This window comes from Streptomyces sp. NPDC059201 (assembly GCF_042754585.1).
Taxonomy (GTDB): Bacteria; Actinomycetota; Actinomycetes; order Streptomycetales; family Streptomycetaceae; genus Streptomyces.
In genome coordinates, this window is the sequence record NZ_JBHZBB010000007.1 from 319,550 (window position 1) to 336,672 (window position 17,123).

Consider the following 17,123-nt stretch of genomic DNA (forward strand, 5'->3'; position numbering starts at 1 on the left):
CGCGGACGGCTACGCGGCGGGCTTGGCGTGGTGGAGGTCGACCGCTCCGGTGTAGCCGGGCAGCGTCACGTTCTTGTGGTCGTCGACCTTCCAGCCGAGCCCGTACGCCTTGACGTACAGCTGGTAGTTCTGGAGCGCCGGGGAGTCCGCGAGGGCCTTGTCGAGCTTCCCCCGGTCACCGACGGCGGTGATCTTGTACGGGGGCGAGTAGACGCGGCCCTGGAGGATCAGGGTGTTGCCGACGCAGCGGACCGCGCTGGTGGAGATGAGCCGCTGGTCCATGACGCGGATGCCTTCGGCGCCGCCCTCCCAGAGGGCGTTGACGACGGCCTGGAGGTCCTGCTGGTGGATGACCAGGTCGTTGGCCTGCGGCTCGGGGTAGCCGGGGGCGGCCTGGGCGTCCGGCGGGGCGTCGTCGAGCGTGACGGTGAGCCCGGTGCCGGAGATCTCGGTGGTGCCGGCGGCGGTCTCCAGGGCCTTGAGGCGGCGGTCCTCGGCGGCCGTCGAGCCGTCGTCGCGGGCGGCGAGCGTGTCGACCTCGCCGCGCAGGGCGGCGGTGGACTCGTCGAGGCCGGCGTTCTTGTGGCTGCGTTCCTCGATGAGGTCGGAGAGCCGCAGCAGGGACGCGTCCGTGCGGATGTTCGTACCCTTGGCGGTGTTGAAGCTGGTGACGAAGAGAAGTCCGGCGAGGGCGAAGACGGCAAGGGTGAGGAGCCGGACGGGGCGCCATCGGGTGGCGCGACCCTGCCCGGCGGGGGGTTCGCCCGGAGTACCGGCGGAATTGCTCAACGTACCCTGATCCCCTTCTGCGCCGCGGAAGCACTACGCTAACGGACGCCCGGGGGGCGCAGTCGACCTGCTACGTCACATCCCGGCGACAGCCACAGTTCCCTGCGCGGTCACGCAGCGCATCGACAGGAGAGTCCCTCGTGCCGAAGTCACGGATCCGCAAGAAGGCCGACTACACGCCCCCGCCGGCGAAGCAGGCCGCCAACATCAAACTGACGAACCGCAGCTGGGTCGCCCCGGTGATGCTGGCCCTGTTCGCCATCGGTCTGGTGTGGATCGTGGTCTTCTACGTCACCGACGGTTCGCTTCCGATCGAGTCGATCCGGAACTGGAACATCGTGGTCGGCTTCGGTTTCATCGCCGCCGGCTTCGGTGTCTCCACGCAGTGGAAGTGAGCGCCTTAGCGGCGCTTAGCGGGTCCGCCCGTCTGCCGTCAAGCTCACCCCAGAGTTTATCCACAGCGTTGTGCACAGCACTGGATAACTTACGAAGATCTGTGGATAACTCACACCGAGTTGACGCCGGTACGACCGCGAACGACTGTCCACAAGAGACCGAAGCCCCCTACCTCTCGGGAGAAATCCCAGGTCAGAGGTAGGGGGCTCCGTCGTACCCACCGTGGTGGGGAGAACTCGCCACGCACTGTGGATAACTCTGGGGAAAGCTCACATCCCCAGCTCGTCCACAGCCTCCCGCGCTCAGGTGAGCGTCAGCGTCCGGGCCACCGCGACGCCCGTGTCGATCAGCAGCAGCAGTCCACAGGCGCCGTACTGGATCAGCTCCCGGCGGGTCCGGGGCGCCTGCACGAGCGCGTACGTCACCAGCACGCCGGCCACCAGTCCACCGACGTGTGCCTCCCAGGAGATCCCCGGACGGGTGAACGTCATCAGCAGGGACAGGGCCACGAAGAGGACCACCGGCCGCATGTCGTGCCGCCGCCTGCGGGCCAGCACCACCCAGGCTCCGATGAGGCCGTAGACGACGCCAGAGGCGCCCAGCGAGGGCTGGTTCGGGGTGGCGACCGCATAGGCCAGGACCGAGCCGGACAGGCCGGAGAGCAGGCACAGCAGGGCGTACCGGGACCGGCCCAGCTCGGGCTCGACGATCCCGCCGATCACCCACAGGCCCAGCAGGTTGAAGAGGATGTGCCACGGCTCCTGGTGCAGGACCGTGGAGGTGAGCAGGCGGTACCACTCGCCGTCCGCGACCCCGACGACCTCGCCGAGCATCGGGTTGTACGCGTACCCGATCAGCACGAACTCGTCGACGAACCGGTCGCCGCCGATCAGCACGAAGACGTAGACCAGCACGTTGATCCCGATGAGGATCTTGGTGATCAGCCGGTCGTCGGTCCTGACCCGGCCGCCCGCGAGCGTCCTGGCCTGGTTGGCGCCGGCCGCGTGCCCGGTGCCCGAGCCGCTGCGGACGCAGTCGGGGCACTGGAAGCCGACGGAGGCGGAGATCATGCACTCCGGGCAGATGGGCTTCTCGCAGCGCGTGCAGCGGATGCCCGTCTCGGTGCCGGGATGGCGGTAGCAGTGCGGCAGTCCGGACTGCGCGTCCATGGGCGGGGTCCCGTCCTTCCCGGTCAGCGCTGCTCGATCACCACGGACTCGACCACGACGTCCGTCAGCGGCCGCTGGGTCTGCGCGTCGGTGGCGACCGCCGCGATGGCGTCCACGACAGCGCGGCTCTTCAGGTCCGCCACCTCGCCGAAGATGGTGTGCTTGCGGTTCAGCCAGGTCGCGGGGCCGACCGTGATGAAGAACTGGGAGCCGTTGGTGCCCGGCCCCGCGTTGGCCATCGCCAGCAGGTACGGCCGGTCGAACCACAGCTCGGGGTGGAACTCGTCGGCGAACTCGTACCCGGGGCCGCCCGTGCCGGTCCCCAGCGGGTCGCCGCCCTGGATCATGAAGCCGCCGATGACCCGGTGGAAGACCGTGCCGTCGTAGAGGGGGTCGGTGGAGACCTGGCCGGTGGCCGGGTGGGTCCACTCCCGCTCGCCCGAGGCGAGCTCGACGAAGTTCCGCACCGTCTTCGGCGCGTGGAACGGCATCAGGCGCACCTCGATGTCGCCCGCGCTGGTCTTGAGGATCGCGTACGGCATGGCCACGGTCCGCCTTCCCTCCCTGGTCGTGCGTCACACCGCGGAACGGATCGCCTCACGCGTCCGCGGCTCTGGCGAGTCGATCCTCGCATGCCCGTCGCGGCCCGCCCGCATCCCCCGCATGCCCCGGATGCCAGCCCCGCATGCCGGACTTCGCTCCGGCAGGCATGATGCCGAAAAGGATGGAAAGGTGAAAAACCGACATCGCTCGCCACCGAGGAGGAGGAACCCGTGACTCGCATGGACAGCGTGCGCGCCGCTACGGATTCGGCGAAGGAAAGCGTCCTGCACGCCGCGGACGTGGTGGCGCCGTACGCCGGCACGGCCAAGGACCAGGCCGCGCACTATGCGCAGGAGGCGCGGGTGCGGCTCGCACCCAGGGTGTCGAGCGCAGCTCGGCAGGCACGCGCGCAGGCGCGTGTGCAGTACGCCGCGCATGTGGCGCCGCACGTGCCGCCGCGGGTCGACGACGCCGCGCATCGCGCCGCGGCTCGGACCCGCTCGGTCGCCCATCAGGTGGCCGACTACACCGTTCCGCGTGTCGAGCACGCGGTCGCCGCGACCGGTCCCGTCCTGGAGGAGGCCGGGTCGCGTTCCACTGCCGCCTGGGCCGCGCTGCGCGGTCAGGTGACGCCGGACGACGTCCGGAAGATCGTGAGGAAGCAGGAGCGCCGGGCCAGGGCCGGGCGTCTCGTCAAGGGGCTCGCCGTGCTCGGCGTGCTGGTCGGCGGCGCTTTCGCCGCCTGGAAGTGGTGGGACAAGCAGGCCAACCCCGACTGGCTGGTCGAGCCGCCCGCTCCCACGGAGATGGACGAGGGCTCGGGCATGCCGTCCGCGTCGGAGGTCTTCACTGGCGCGGAGGCCGAGGCCGGTACGAGCGTGGTCGCGGAGTCCGGGGGCGACGTGGAGGTCGAGACCGGGACCGTGTCCGGGATCGAGGCGGAGACGGAGACCGAGTCCACGGAGCCCGACGAGCGCCGCTGATCTGGGGCCGTTCCGATCGTTCCGGGCGGGCTGGGGTGCCGGGAGGGAATGCTCTCCCCGCACCCTAGGCGGCCGTCGCGAGCGCCAGCCGCGTCAGCGCGGCGGGGTCGCTCGCGAGCGGCGCGGTGGCGCGGAGCGTGCGTGCGGCGGGCGCGGAGCCGTGCGCCTCGGCGCCGATGCGCTGCTTGATCGTGGGCGGCAGCGAGCCGCGCCGGACCGGCACCCAGGGTTCCGCCTGCCTCTGTGCCACGACGGTCGCGGCGCGCTCCGCGGCCACCGGGGCGGCGGGGGCGGCCGGCTCCTCGGGCTGGGTCACCGGGACCTGGCCGTGGGCGGCGGCGGGGGCCGCGAGGCCGACGGAGGCGAGCAGGGCGAAGAGGACGGAGATGAAGGCGGTCCAGAACTGCTTGACCTTGGCGGTGGCCATGGCCCCTCACTTTCGTGTGCGTGGCGTTCTACGGGGTCGTACGCGTCGTACGGAGAAAGGCGCGCTTCCCGAACGGTTCATTTCGGGTTGCGTGCTTTCCATACCTTTCTCATGATCTGTACGGGCCCCCGGATCCGGCGGAGCGACGCCGCCGCCGCGCAGTTCTTCCGATGAACACCACCCGTCCGGATCAATACCGCCCATTCCGGACCCGTTCCGCCCCCTCCGAACCTCTCTTCGGTGATCCACGTCACATCCCCGCCCTGTCACGTCACAGGCGACGACCCCGCGGTGTCTTGAGGTCGAACCCCTGAAGACGGAGGAGACACCATGGGCGGGAACACCGAAGTGGTCGTGATCGGCGGCGGATACGCCGGTGTCATGGCGGCCGACCGACTCACCCAGCGCGCCGACGTGACCGTGACGGTCGTCAACCCCCGTCCGTCGTTCGTCCCCCGGCTCCGCCTCCACCAGCTGGTCGGCGGCAGCCACTCCGCCGTCGTCCCGTACGAGGAGGTCCTGGCGGAGCGCGTCCGGCTGGTCGTCGACTCCGTGGCCCGGATCGACGCCCACGCGCGCGTGGTGACCCTGGAGTCGGGTGCCACGCTCGACTACGACCACCTGATCTACGCCGTCGGCAGCACCGGCGCCCGGCCGGCCGTCCCCGGCGTCGCCGAGCACGCCCACCACGTCGCCGAACTGGAATCCGCCGAGCGGCTGCGGGCGGCCGTCACGGCCCTGCCCGCCGGGGTCCCGGTCACCGTCGTCGGCGCCGGCCCGACCGGCATCGAGACCGCCGCCGAACTCGCCGAGGGCGGCCGCCCGGTGACGCTGGTCTGCGGCGGGGTCCTCGGCCCCTACCTGCACCCCGCGGCGCGGCGCTCGGCCGCCCGGCGGTTCGCCGCCCTCGGCGTCACCGTACTCGACGGCCCCGGCACCAAGGTCACGGAGATGACGGCGGAGGCCGTCCGCCTCGCCGACGGGCGCACGGTGACCGGCGGGCTCGCCGTCTGGACCGCCGGTTTCGACGTCCCCGACCTGGCCGTCCGCAGCGGGCTGAGCACCGACGCCGCCGGGCGCCTGCTCACCGACGAGACCCTCACCAGCGTCGACGACGAGCGGATCGTCGCGGCCGGGGACTGCGCGGCCCCCTCCGACCTGCCCTTCCGGATGAGCGCCTACGTCGCCGGCTGCCTCGGCGCGCACGCCGCCGACACGGTGCTGGCCCGCATCGCGGGCACCCGCCCCGAGCCCGTCGACCTGGCGTTCCACGCGATGTGCCTCAGCTTCGGGCGTCGAACGGCGATCTTCCAGATCGCCCACAAGGACGACCGGGCGATGAGAATCTACGTCGGCGGGCGGGCGGGGGCGAAGCTCAAGGAACTCGGCTGCGCGCTCAGCGTCAAGCACCTGACCGAGGAAGCCCGCAAGCCCGGTGCGCACTCCTGGCCCAAGGACGGCAAGCACCGGCCGCAGCGGCTGCGGGAGCGCGCGGTCCGCACCACGGACACCCCCGAGCACGCGGTCTGACCGCCGGTCCGGACACACCGAACCACGGGGAGACGGAAGCATGATCAGCGAGCACACCACGGACCCGGCGACCGAGACCTTCGTCGCCCACCGCAACCTGCTCTTCACGGTGGCCTACGAGATGCTCGGCTCGGCCGCCGACGCCGAGGACGTCCTCCAGGAGACCTGGCTCCGCTGGACCGGCGTCGACCTGGCGCAGGTCCGCGACCAGCGGGCGTACCTCGTGCGCATCACCACCCGCCAGGCCCTCAACCGGCTGCGCACCGTGCAGCGCCGCCGGGAGGCGTACGTCGGGCAGTGGCTGCCCGAACCGCTGCTCACCGCGCCGGACGTGGCCGAGGACGTCGAGCTCACCGAGTCCGTGTCCATGGCGATGATGCTGGTCCTGGAGACCCTCACCCCGACCGAGCGGGCCGTCTTCGTCCTGCGCGAGGTCTTCGAGGTGGGGTACGACGAGATCGCGGCGGCCGTCGACAAGACCCCGGCCGCCGTCCGCCAGATCGCCCACCGCGCCCGCCGGCACGTCGACGCCCGGCGCCCCCGCACCACGGTCTCGGCCCGCGAGGCGCGGGCGGCCGTGGAGTCCTTCCGGCAGGCGCTGGAGACCCGCGACCCGCAGGACTTCCTGAACCTGCTCGCCCCCGACGTCGTGCTCGTCAGCGACGGCGGCGGCATCAAGCGGGCCGCGCTCCGCCCGGTCGTCGGCGCCGAGAAGGTGACCCGCTTCTACCTGGGCGGTTCCCTCAAGGCCGAAGCCGTGGTCACCACCGAACTCACCGTCGTCAACGGCGCCCCGGCGCTCGCCGTGCACCTCGACGGCGAGCTGGACGGCGTGATGGCGATGCGGGTCGAGGGCGGCCGGATCAGCGGCCTCTACTACGTCCGCAACCCCGAGAAGCTCACCCACGTCATGGCCGAGACCTCCCTCACCCTCCGCTGACACCCACCCACCACGGAAAAGGACCCCGACATGTCCGGACGGACCACGGCGACCGCCACGCGCGCCGGCACCGGCTTCCACAGGACCGTCAGAGCCGCGGTCGCCCTCCAGACCCTGGCCCTCTTCTTCCAGGCGGGCACCTCCGGCGCCCTGCTCGTCTCCTCCCAGGGCGCGATGCTCCACGACGTCGGCTCCCGGGTGATGTACGGCGCCTCGATGCTGTACGTGGTGGCCGCGATCGTGGCCTGGCGCCCGGGCGGCGGCAGCCCCCGGCCGATCCTGTACGCCTCCGGCCTGCTGGCCCTCGCCACCGTCCAGGTCATCCTGGGCATAGCCCACCTGCCCGAGTTCCACGTGCCCCTGGGCATCGCCATGGTCGTCCTGAGCACCCTGGACCTGGCCCGCGTCCTGACCGTCTCCGCCGGCCCCCGCACGCGCGGGGAGGTCCCCCGGACCACCTGACCCCGGCCCGAACGGCGAGAAGCCCCTCCGTCCTGCGTTCCCGCAGGTCGGAGGGGCTTCTTCGTCCGGTGGAGCCTAGGGGAGTCGAACCCCTGACATCTGCCATGCAAAGACAGCGCTCTACCAACTGAGCTAAGGCCCCGGAACGAGGACAGCGTACCGGTTCTCCCCCCGTCTCGGGCAAAAGGTGGGGTCTCCCGATGAACGACCACGCTCCGTAAGATGCTGACCGAGGTTCGCAGTGGCGAACCCCAGGGATGGGGAGAAGTGATGGACGCAGCGCAGCAGGAAGCCACGGCAAGAGCCAGAGAGCTTCAGCGCAGTTGGTACGGGGAGCCGCTGGGGGCGCTCTTCCGTCGGCTGATCGACGATCTCGGGCTCAATCAGGCCAGGCTGGCCGCCGTGCTCGGGCTCTCCGCGCCCATGCTCTCCCAGCTCATGAGCGGCCAGCGCGCCAAGATCGGCAACCCGGCCGTGGTCCAGCGCGTCCAGGCCCTCCAGGAGCTCGCCGTGCAGGTCGCGGACGGCAGCGTCAGCGCCGCCGAGGCCACCGACCGCATGGACGAGATCAAGAAGTCCCAGGGCGGCTCCGTCCTGACCGGCACCAGCGGCCAGACCACCAACGGATCCGGCGCCCCGACCGTGCGCCGCGTGGTCCGCGAGATCCAGTCGCTGTTGCGCTCCGTGGCCGCCGCGGGGGACATCATCGACGCCGCGGATTCCCTCGCCCCGGCCCACCCGGAACTGGCAGAGTTCCTCCGGGTGTACGGCGCCGGGCGCACCGCCGACGCGGTCGCCCACTACGAGTCGCACCAGAACTGACACGGGCACGCACGGCTGACTGACTGACGACTGACGACGGACGGGGAGCGGGCGCAGCGCGATGGGTGAGGTCTTCGCCGGCAGGTACGAGCTGATCGATCCGATCGGGCGGGGCGGGGCCGGCGCGGTCTGGCGCGCCTGGGACCACCGCCGCCGCCGCTATGTGGCGGCGAAGGTGCTCCAGCAGAGCGACGCCCACACGCTGCTCCGCTTCGTCCGGGAACAGGCGCTGCGGATCGACCACCCGCACGTCCTCGCCCCGGCCAGCTGGGCCGCCGACGACGACAAGGTCCTCTTCACGATGGACCTGATCTCCGGCGGCTCGCTCGCCCATGTCATCGGCGACTACGGCCCGCTCCCGCCCCGCTATGTCTGCGCCCTCCTCGACCAACTGCTCTCGGGCCTGGCGACGGTGCACGCGGAGGGCGTCGTCCACCGGGACATCAAGCCGGCCAACATCCTGATGGAGGCCACCGGGACGGGCCGTCCGCACCTGCGCCTGTCGGACTTCGGCATCTCGATGCGCAAGGGCGAACCCCGGCTCACCGAGACCAACTACGTGGTGGGCACGCCCGGTTACTTCGCTCCCGAGCAACTCCTCGGCGCCGAGCCCGACTTCACGGCGGACCTGTACGCCGTCGGGCTGGTCGCGCTCTATCTGCTGCACGGCACCCGGCCGGACTCCCAGGCCCTCATGGAGCACTTCCTGAACCACGGCACCCCGCCGGCGCCCGCGAGCGTCCCGGAGCCGCTGTGGCAGGTCTTGGCCGGGCTGCTCCAGCCCGACCCGCAGGCCCGCTTCCGGACGGCCACGGGCGCGCGGAAGGCGCTGAGCGCCGCCGTGGAGATGCTGCCCGAGCCGGAGGGCGGCGAGGAGCCGGTGGAGATCTTCGACCAACTCGGCCCGCTGCCGGCCGGCTTCGGCCCCGAGGGCCCGCTCGCCCGCCCGCTCCAGGACACCCCGCCGCCGCTCCAGGACACCCCGCCGACCGCCCCGCCGGTCCCGGTCGCCGCGGCCGCAGCCGTACCGCCGGTCCCGGTCGCCGCGGCCGCAGCCGTACCGCCGATCGCCGTACCGCCCATGCCCGTACCGGCTCCGCGGACGTACGGCGAGCCGTACCAGGAGCCGTACCAGCAGCCGCAGCAGAACCCGTACCAGCAGCAGTACCAGCCCGTGCCCTCGGCCTCCGAGACGGGCAGCTTCCATCTGCCCCCGCCGGTCGTCACCCACCCCGTTCCCCCCTTCGATCCCTCCGCTCCACACACCCCTACGAATCCATACACCGCTCAGCCCCACCAGGTTCCCGCCCCCATCCCTGAGCCGACCCTGACGAGGACCCCCGAACGCCGTCCGGGACCGCCCCCGAAGGTGGCGGTCCCGGTGCTGCTGCTCGCGCTGGTGTCCCTCGCGGTCGGCTTCTGGGCCCTGACGCAGATCTGAGCCGGTCCTGAGAGGCCCAGAAAGGGCCCTGAGGAGCCCCAGAAAGCCCTGAGGGGGGTCCTGGCGGTTCCTGGAGGCTCCGGCCCTTCCTCTAGCGCCCTGCCCCCGCCGCCGCCGCGCGGCGGGCCAGCAGGGTCCAGGCGCCGAGGCCGACGAGCAGGACGGTGCCGAGGCCGAGGCCGCCCGCGGCGAGGGCCACCATCGTGGTGTCGGTCGCGGACTCCGCCTCCGTGGCACCGCTGGCCGCGGCCTCCTGGTCGTCGGCCGTCACCTGGAAGATGCCCGGGTCGCCCGCGTACCCGGGGCCCTCCTGCTTCTCGCCGGTCACGTCGACCCGCAGGATCAGCGGCAGGGCCTGGTCCCCGTACTCCTCGGCGATCTCCGGGCTGAGCGTGGCAGTGAGGTAGTACCAGCCGGCGAACCCCATGCCCCTGGTGGCGGTCTCGTACGAGAAGCGGTTCCTGTGGTCGACGGGCCGCCGCGGGTCGAGGGCGGCCGTCGCGGGCTTGCCGCTGTAGCTGACCGTCTGGAGGTCGACGTAGCCGCGCGCCGGGTTGTCGAGCCCGAGCGCGAGCGCGTTGCTGACGAGGTCGTCGCCGGCGGAGCTGCTGCCCAGCTCGGCGCTGGCGAACAGCTGCTGCCCCCAGTCGACCGGCACCCGCCAGAAGAGCGTCTGGCCGGGCCGGATGTTCGCCCGCCACTCGCCCTTCTCCAGGGAGACGGCCTTGTGGAAGCCGTCCCCTCCCTGGCGGTCCCGTGACGCGCGGGCGATCGGCGCGGGCGTCCCCGAGGGCCAGGACTCGGGCAGCTTGTCCGGCCCGTTCTTCTTCAGCAGCGGCTCGGTGACGTGCTGGATCTCCAGCTCCCAGTCGTCCGGGCTGGAGGCGGCGTCCGATTCCCGCTCGACGAGCACGTAGTACGCACCGGACTTCTGGCAGCTGGACTCGTCCGGGTGGACGATCCGGCGCGCGTACCCGGCCAGCGGGCGGACGTACTCGCCGGCCGCGAAGTTGACCTCCTGGTAGCCGCACTCGGCGCCGGAACCGTCCTGGATCGCGATCCGGAACCCGTCGCCGTACGCGGCCTTCCCGCCCGGCTTCGGGACGGCGACGGCGGAGACGTACGCGTTCTTCTCCGTGTCCAGGTTGAGCCGGTAGTAGACCTTGCCGTCCTTCTTGAGGGTGTCCCGGTAGGTCCTGCCCGGCTCCATCGGCTCGGCGTCGGCGCTGGAGCCGGCGCCCTCGATCCGCTGCGCCGAGGGCTCGAAGGCGTACGCGGGCAGGGGAGCGCCCTCGGCCGCCCACGCGGGCGCCACGGGCAGCGCGGTGAGCGTGCCCACCGCGGCGGCGGCCGTGAGGAGCGCCCCGGCCTTCCGCGCCCCGGACGCCGTCCTCCACCGCCGCGCGGTCCCGTCCCCGGCCGTGGCCCCCGCCTGCGTGCTCACGCGCTTCTCCTCGTCGTGTCCGTCACCGCGCCCCGCCACCGACCGCCGGAGCCGTCGTGCCGCCCCATCCTGCCCGGCTCCCGCCCTCGCTGTCCGCCCCCGGGTACGCCGCCGCACGCCACTTTGCCAAAGCAAGCAATCAATTCACGCTAGCGAACCCGAAGACGCCGGGAAAAGCAGAGATCCCGGCCGCGCGATGCGCGGCCGGGATCTCGACTTCAGTTGGGTGGGTCTCAGACACCGGAACCGGACGGCACGGAGTCGGTCGCCTCCGTCCACAGGTCCTGCTCGGCGCGATCCGCCTGGATCTGGCGGTACACGAGGAGCCCGCCGATGGCGGCCAGTGCGACCAGGAGCAGCTTCTTCACCGCGCGACCTCGTCTTTCGTTGACGTAGGAGACTTCTGACGCCCACTCTACACATCGACCGATACCGATCGGTGACCTATGCGAGCGCCAAACCTCACACAACGAAATCGGCCCGGACGGGGGAACCCGTCCGGGCCGATCTCTTCTGTGGGGCTAACAGGATTTGAACCTGTGGCCTCATCCTTATCAGGGATGCGCTCTAACCAACTGAGCTATAGCCCCGCCGCGCTTTGCGGTGTGTGTCCCGCGCGCTGACTCCTGAACATTAGCGCACGTGGGGGCCAGTCCCAAAATCGCCCGGGCCGGAGGCCCTGACGGCTGCCGTGACACCGGCCCCCACGCGGACTACTCGTCCTCGGCCAGCGTCAGCTCGACGCCGCCGACGAAGCCGGCGGACAGGTTGTAGATGAACGCGCCGAGGGTCGCCAGGGCCGTCATCAGCACCACGTCGATCACCGCGATCACCGAGGTGAACATCAGAACCCTCGGCAGCGACAGGAAGGACTGGAGGTCGAAGCCGTTGGACTCGTTCGAGCCCGTCGCCTCGCTGATCGTCCCGCCGACCGTCGAGAAGACGCCCATGGCGTCCATGACCATCCACAGCACGGCCGCCGCGACGACCGTGCAGATGCCCAGCGCGATGGAGAGCAGGAAGCTCACCTTCATGACCGACCACGGGTCGGCCTTCGCCACCCGCAGCCGCGCCTTGCGGGTGCGGGGCGTCGTGCGCGCACCCGTCCGCGGCCGGCGCACGGCGCCGGCGTTGCCCCGCGCCTGGCCGCCCGGCGCCGGAGCGCCGTACGCCTGCGGCGGGTGGTACGGGCCGCCCTGCTGCTGAGCGCCCTGGCGCTCACTCGGCAGCGCCCCGCTGTACGCCTCGTAGGGGGGCTGCTGCCCCCGCGTGTCCGTCACCGCACCCCCCTGGGAGTCCGTGGCCGAGCCACGGGCGCCGTACGCTCCAGCACCTGCAGAAGCTCCGGCAGCCGCCGATCCGGCGCCCGTGGCTCCACTCACGCTCTACTCCTCGTGATCCCCGGTCGCAGGCTCCGTGCCCTCGACCGATGCCTCGGCCTCGGGTGCCTCGATGGCACCCTCGGCGTCGTCGACCTCTTCGTCCTCGCCGCCGGCCTCGGCGTTCCGTGCGATGCCGACGACGGCATCGCGCTTGCCCAGGTTGATCAGCTGGACGCCCATGGTGTCACGGCCGGTCTCCCTGACTTCGTTGACTCGCGTACGAATCACACCGCCGGACAGCGTGATGGCGAGGATCTCGTCCGTCTCCTCGACCACCAGCGCGCCCACGAGCGAGCCGCGGTCCTCCACGATCTTGGCGGCCTTGATGCCGAGGCCGCCACGGCCCTGGACGCGGTACTCGTCGACGGGGGTGCGCTTGGCGTACCCGCCGTCCGTCGCGGTGAAGACGAACGTACCGGGCCGGACGACATTCATCGAGAGCAGTTCGTCGTCCGCGCGGAAACTCATGCCCTTCACACCCGAAGTGGCGCGTCCCATCGGGCGCAGCGCGTCGTCCGTGGCGGTGAACCGGATCGACTGCGCCTTCTTGGAGATGAGCAGCAGGTCGTCCTCGGCGGAGGCCAGCTCGGCGCCGATCAGCTCGTCGTCGCCGCCGTCCTCCCGCTCGCGCAGGTTGATGGCGATGACGCCGCCCGAACGGGGGGAGTCGTAGTCCTTCAGCGCGGTCTTCTTCACCAGGCCGGAGCGGGTGGCGAGGACCAGGTAGGGCGCGGCCTCGTAGTCGCGGATCGCGAGGATCTGGGCGATCTGCTCGTCCGGCTGGAAGGCCAGCAGGTTGGCCACGTGCTGGCCGCGCGCGTCCCGGCCGGCGTCCGGCAGCTCGTACGCCTTGGCCCGGTAGACCCGGCCCTTGTTGGTGAAGAAGAGCAGCCAGTGGTGGGTGGTGGAGACGAAGAAGTGGTCGACGATGTCGTCCTGCTTCAGCTTGGTGCCCCGCACGCCCTTGCCGCCGCGCTTCTGCGAGCGGTAATCCTCGGTCTTGGTGCGCTTCACATAGCCGCCGCGGGAGATCGTGACGACGATGTCCTCCTCGGCGATGAGGTCCTCGATGGACATGTCACCGTCGAAGGGCACCAGCTTGGAGCGGCGGTCGTCGCCGAACTTGTCGACGATCGCGGCCAGTTCCTCGCTGACGATGGCCCGCTGCTTCTCGGGCGAGGCGAGGATCGAGTTGTACTCGTTGATCTTCGCCTGGAGCTCGTCGTGCTCGGCGATGATCTTCTGGCGCTCCAGGGCGGCGAGCCGGCGGAGCTGCATCTCCAGGATCGCGTTGGCCTGGATCTCGTCGATCTGGAGGAGACCCATCAGGCCCTCGCGGGCGACCTCGACCGTGTCGCTGCGCCGGATGAGGGCGATGACCTCGTCGATCGCGTCGAGCGCCTTGAGGAGGCCGCGCAGGATGTGGGCGCGCTCCTCGGCCTTGCGCAGCCGGAACTTGGTCCGGCGGACGATGACCTCGATCTGGTGCGTCACCCAGTGGCGGATGAACGCGTCCAGGGAGAGAGTGCGCGGCACGCCGTCGACGAGCGCCAGCATGTTGGCGCCGAAGTTCGTCTGGAGGTCGGTGTGCTTGTAGAGGTTGTTGAGGACGACCTTGGCGACGGCGTCCCGCTTGAGCACGATGACCAGGCGCTGGCCGGTCCGGGACGAGGTCTCGTCGCGGACGTCGGCGATGCCGCCGATCTTGCCGTCCTTCACCAGGTCGGCGATCTTCTGCGCGAGGTTGTCCGGGTTGACCTGGTAGGGCAGCTCGGTGACCACCAGACACTGGCGGTTCTGGATCTCCTCGACCTCGACGACCGCGCGCATGGTGATGGAGCCGCGCCCGGTGCGGTACGCCTCCTCGATGCCCTTGCGGCCGACGACGAGCGCGCCGGTGGGGAAGTCGGGGCCCTTGATCCGCTCGACGAGCGCGTCGAGGAGCTCCTCGTGGCTGGCCTCGGGGTGGGCCAGGTACCACTGGGCGCCCTCGGCGACCTCGCGGAGGTTGTGCGGCGGGATGTTGGTGGCCATGCCGACCGCGATGCCGGCGGAGCCGTTGACCAGCAGGTTCGGGAACCGGGCCGGGAGGACCGTCGGCTCCTGGTTGCGGCCGTCGTAGTTGTCCTGGAAGTCGACGGTCTCCTCGTCGATGTCCCGGACCATCTCCATCGACAGCGGCGCCATCTTGCACTCGGTGTAGCGCATGGCGGCGGCCGGGTCGTTGCCCGGGGAGCCGAAGTTGCCGTTGGAGTCGACGAGCGGCATCCGCATCGACCAGTGCTGGGCGAGGCGGACGAGCGCGTCGTAGATGGAGGTGTCGCCGTGCGGGTGGTACGTACCCATGACGTCACCGACGACGCGGGCGCACTTGTAGAAGCCCTTCTCGGGCCGGTAGCCGCCGTCGTACATCGCGTACAGCACGCGCCGGTGGACGGGCTTGAGGCCGTCACGCACGTCGGGCAGCGCGCGGGACACGATGACGGACATCGCGTAGTCGAGGTACGAGCGCTGCATCTCGGTCTCGAGCCCGACGGGCTCGATCCGCAGCTGCGGTCCCTCTTCTTCTTCGGTGGTCACAGGGGGGTTCTCGTCGGCCATTGCTGGTCGTCAGTCCTTTCGTACGGTCAGCGGGGACCGACTCAGATGTCGAGGAAGCGAACGTCCTTGGCGTTGCGCTGGATGAAGGAGCGCCGTGCCTCGACGTCCTCGCCCATCAGCACCGAGAAGAGGTCGTCGGCCTGCGCGGCGTCGTCCAGGGTGACCTGGCCGAGGACGCGGTGCTCGATGTCCATGGTGGTGATGCGCAGCTCCTCGGCGTTCATCTCGCCGAGACCCTTGAAGCGCTGGATCGAGTCGTCCCTGATCCGCTTGCCGGCCTGCTTGCCGTGCTCGACGAGGGCGTCGCGCTCGCGGTCCGAGTAGGCGTACTCGAAGTCCTCACGACCCCACTTGATCTTGTAGAGCGGCGGGCGGGAGAGGTACACGTGCCCGTGCTCGATCAGCGGCCGCATGAAGCGGAAGAGGAAGGTGAGCAGCAGGGTGTTGATGTGCTGGCCGTCGACGTCGGCGTCCGCCATCAGGATGATCTTGTGATAGCGGAGCTTCTCGATGTCGAAGTCCTCGTGGACCCCGGTGCCGAAGGCCGAGATCAGCGCCTGGACCTCGGTGTTCTGGAGGATCTTGTCGATCCGGGCCTTCTCGACGTTCAGGATCTTGCCGCGGATGGGCAGGATGGCCTGGTACATCGGGTTGCGGCCGGACTTCGCGGAGCCGCCGGCGGAGTCACCCTCGACGATGAAGATCTCGCACTTCGTCGGGTCGTTCGACTGGCAGTCCGAGAGCTTGCCGGGGAGCGACGCCGACTCCAGGAGGCCCTTGCGGCGGGTGAGGTCGCGGGCCTTGCGGGCGGCCACGCGCGCGGTGGCGGCCTGGATGCCCTTGCGGATGATGTCCGCGGCCTCGTTCGGGTTCCGGTCGAACCAGTCCGTCAGGTGCTCGTGGACGACCTTCTGCACGAAGGTCTTCGCCTCCGTGTTGCCGAGCTTGGTCTTGGTCTGGCCCTCGAACTGCGGCTCGCCGATCTTGATCGAGATGATCGCGGTCAGACCCTCGCGGATGTCGTCGCCCGTGAGGTTGTCGTCCTTCTCGCGGAGCAGCTTCTTCTCGCGCGCGTACTTGTTGACGAGCGTCGTCAGCGCGGCGCGGAAGCCCTCCTCGTGGGTACCGCCCTCGTGGGTGTGGATCGTGTTGGCGAAGGAGTACACGCCCTCGCTGTACGACGAGTTCCACTGCATCGCGATCTCGGCGGAGAGCAGGCGCTCCTTGTCCTCGGCCTCGATGTCGATGACGGTCGGGTTGATCAGCTCGCCCTTGCGCGAGTTGAGGTACTTCACGAAGTCGACGATGCCGCCCTCGTAGTGGTACGTCACCGTGCGCGCGGGCGTCTCGTCGGCCGCCTCGGCGTCCGGGTCGTCGGCGCCGACCGTGGCCTTGGCGGACTCGCGCTCGTCGGTGAGCGTGATCGTCAGGCCCTTGTTGAGGAAGGCCATCTCCTGGAAGCGGCGCGAGAGCGTCTCGAAGGAGTACTCGGTCGTCTCGAAGATGTCCGGGTCGGACCAGAACGTGACCGAGGTGCCGGTCTCGTCGGTCGCCTCGTGCTGGGCGAGGGGCGCGGTGGGGGCGCCCATCTTGTAGTCCTGCGTCCAGCGGTGGCCGTCGGTCCTGATCTCCACCGAGACCTTGGTGGAGAGGGCGTTGACGACGGAGACGCCGACGCCGTGCAGACCGCCGGAGACCGCGTAGCCGCCGCCGCCGAACTTGCCGCCCGCGTGGAGGACCGTCAGCACGACCTCGACGGCCGGCTTGCCCTCGGACTCGACGATGCCGACGGGGATGCCGCGCCCGTTGTCGACGACGCGCACGCCGCCGTCGGGCAGGATCGTCACGTCGATGGTGTCCGCGTGGCCGGCCAGGGCCTCGTCGACCGAGTTGTCGACGACCTCCTGCACCATGTGGTGCAGACCGCGCTCACCGGTCGAGCCGATGTACATACCGGGGCGCTTGCGCACCGCATCCAGGCCCTCCAGGACCTGGATGTTGCTGGCGGTGTACTGAGTGTTCTCGTTGGGGTTGCCGGAATCGGCCACGAAGCGCCCTTTCTGGCACAGCACAGGCCATGCTCCGGGCATAGGGGAGCCGGCTGCGTCGTTCGACAGTTCCGCAGTGTGGCGGGATTGTCTTCCAGTCTACCGGTACCGCTGACACTCATGGGGGTTTGCCGGTACCTGAAAGC

Annotated in this window: 16 protein-coding genes and 2 tRNA genes; 7 read left to right on the plus strand and 11 right to left on the minus strand. The window is 70.6% G+C overall.

The genetic code is table 11. The features are described 5' to 3' along the window. Positions 1-9 precede the first annotated feature (9 nt). Positions 10-789, minus strand: a complete 780-nt coding sequence (locus ACFXMG_RS23800) for a DUF881 domain-containing protein (RefSeq protein ID WP_383814389.1) — start codon at positions 787-789, stop codon at positions 10-12. Between the two features lie 140 nt (positions 790-929). On the opposite strand from ACFXMG_RS23800, the gene crgA reads away from it, so the two are divergent. Further along, positions 930-1,184 carry a cell division protein CrgA gene (gene crgA, locus ACFXMG_RS23805; RefSeq protein ID WP_030493743.1) on the plus strand — a complete coding sequence of 85 codons (255 nt, stop codon included), beginning with the start codon at positions 930-932 and terminating at the stop codon, positions 1,182-1,184. 303 nt (positions 1,185-1,487) lie between these two features. Here the strand turns inward: crgA and ACFXMG_RS23810 are convergent, their stop codons facing one another. Then, positions 1,488-2,354, minus strand: a complete 867-nt coding sequence (locus ACFXMG_RS23810) for a rhomboid family intramembrane serine protease (protein ID WP_383814387.1) — start codon at positions 2,352-2,354, stop codon at positions 1,488-1,490. A 23-nt stretch (positions 2,355-2,377) separates the two neighbouring features. Then, positions 2,378-2,896: a peptidylprolyl isomerase gene (locus ACFXMG_RS23815; protein ID WP_383814556.1), complete on the minus strand. Its 519-nt coding sequence runs from the start codon at positions 2,894-2,896 to the stop codon at positions 2,378-2,380. Positions 2,897-3,127: 231 nt separating this feature from the next. Here ACFXMG_RS23815 and ACFXMG_RS23820 point away from each other — a divergent pair, with 231 nt between their 5' ends. Then, positions 3,128-3,880: a DUF5324 family protein gene (locus ACFXMG_RS23820; RefSeq protein ID WP_383814385.1), complete on the plus strand. Its 753-nt coding sequence runs from the start codon at positions 3,128-3,130 to the stop codon at positions 3,878-3,880. Positions 3,881-3,944: 64 nt separating this feature from the next. Here ACFXMG_RS23820 and ACFXMG_RS23825 read toward each other — a convergent pair whose 3' ends face one another. Next, complete coding sequence (locus tag ACFXMG_RS23825) at positions 3,945-4,307, minus strand: DUF6344 domain-containing protein (protein WP_383814383.1); 363 nt, start codon at positions 4,305-4,307, stop codon at positions 3,945-3,947. Between the two features lie 330 nt (positions 4,308-4,637). Here ACFXMG_RS23825 and ACFXMG_RS23830 point away from each other — a divergent pair, with 330 nt between their 5' ends. Genes ACFXMG_RS23830 through ACFXMG_RS23840 form a run of 3 tightly spaced genes read left to right on the plus strand, consistent with a single transcriptional unit; the run spans position 4,638 to position 7,239 of the window. Next, complete coding sequence (locus ACFXMG_RS23830) at positions 4,638-5,837, plus strand: NAD(P)/FAD-dependent oxidoreductase (RefSeq protein ID WP_383814382.1); 1,200 nt, start codon at positions 4,638-4,640, stop codon at positions 5,835-5,837. Positions 5,838-5,880: 43 nt separating this feature from the next. After that, positions 5,881-6,777: an RNA polymerase sigma-70 factor gene (locus ACFXMG_RS23835; RefSeq protein WP_383814554.1), complete on the plus strand. Its 897-nt coding sequence runs from the start codon at positions 5,881-5,883 to the stop codon at positions 6,775-6,777. Positions 6,778-6,807: 30 nt separating this feature from the next. Further along, entirely contained in the window at positions 6,808-7,239 is a 432-nt protein-coding gene (locus ACFXMG_RS23840; protein ID WP_383814380.1) for a hypothetical protein, read from the plus strand. A 69-nt stretch (positions 7,240-7,308) separates the two neighbouring features. Here ACFXMG_RS23840 and ACFXMG_RS23845 read toward each other — a convergent pair. Then, positions 7,309-7,381 (minus strand) — tRNA-Ala (locus tag ACFXMG_RS23845). Positions 7,382-7,509: 128 nt separating this feature from the next. Between ACFXMG_RS23845 and ACFXMG_RS23850 the strand changes: the two genes are divergently transcribed. After that, a complete protein-coding gene (locus tag ACFXMG_RS23850; protein WP_351105805.1) occupies positions 7,510-8,061 on the plus strand; it encodes a DNA-binding protein in 552 nt (183 codons plus the stop codon). Between the two features lie 61 nt (positions 8,062-8,122). Further along, entirely contained in the window at positions 8,123-9,502 is a 1,380-nt protein-coding gene (locus ACFXMG_RS23855; protein ID WP_383814378.1) for a serine/threonine-protein kinase, read from the plus strand. A 91-nt stretch (positions 9,503-9,593) separates the two neighbouring features. Here ACFXMG_RS23855 and ACFXMG_RS23860 read toward each other — a convergent pair whose 3' ends face one another. The 6 genes from ACFXMG_RS23860 to gyrB form a co-directional block, all read right to left on the minus strand. Further along, entirely contained in the window at positions 9,594-10,946 is a 1,353-nt protein-coding gene (locus ACFXMG_RS23860; protein WP_383814376.1) for a hypothetical protein, read from the minus strand. Between the two features lie 233 nt (positions 10,947-11,179). After that, entirely contained in the window at positions 11,180-11,314 is a 135-nt protein-coding gene (locus ACFXMG_RS23865; RefSeq protein WP_208809277.1) for a DLW-39 family protein, read from the minus strand. A gap of 148 nt (positions 11,315-11,462) precedes the next feature. Further along, positions 11,463-11,536, minus strand: a tRNA-Ile gene (locus ACFXMG_RS23870). A 123-nt stretch (positions 11,537-11,659) separates the two neighbouring features. Beyond that, positions 11,660-12,226, minus strand: a complete 567-nt coding sequence (locus tag ACFXMG_RS23875) for a DUF3566 domain-containing protein (RefSeq protein ID WP_383814374.1) — start codon at positions 12,224-12,226, stop codon at positions 11,660-11,662. A 105-nt stretch (positions 12,227-12,331) separates the two neighbouring features. Next, on the minus strand, positions 12,332-14,929 hold the full coding sequence (gene gyrA, locus ACFXMG_RS23880) for a DNA gyrase subunit A (RefSeq protein WP_383814372.1): 2,598 nt from the start codon (positions 14,927-14,929) through the stop codon (positions 12,332-12,334). Positions 14,930-14,970: 41 nt separating this feature from the next. After that, positions 14,971-17,001 (minus strand): DNA topoisomerase (ATP-hydrolyzing) subunit B, encoded by a 2,031-nt coding sequence (gene gyrB / locus ACFXMG_RS23885; protein WP_383814370.1) that lies wholly within the window; start codon positions 16,999-17,001, stop codon positions 14,971-14,973. Positions 17,002-17,123: the final 122 nt, after the last annotated feature.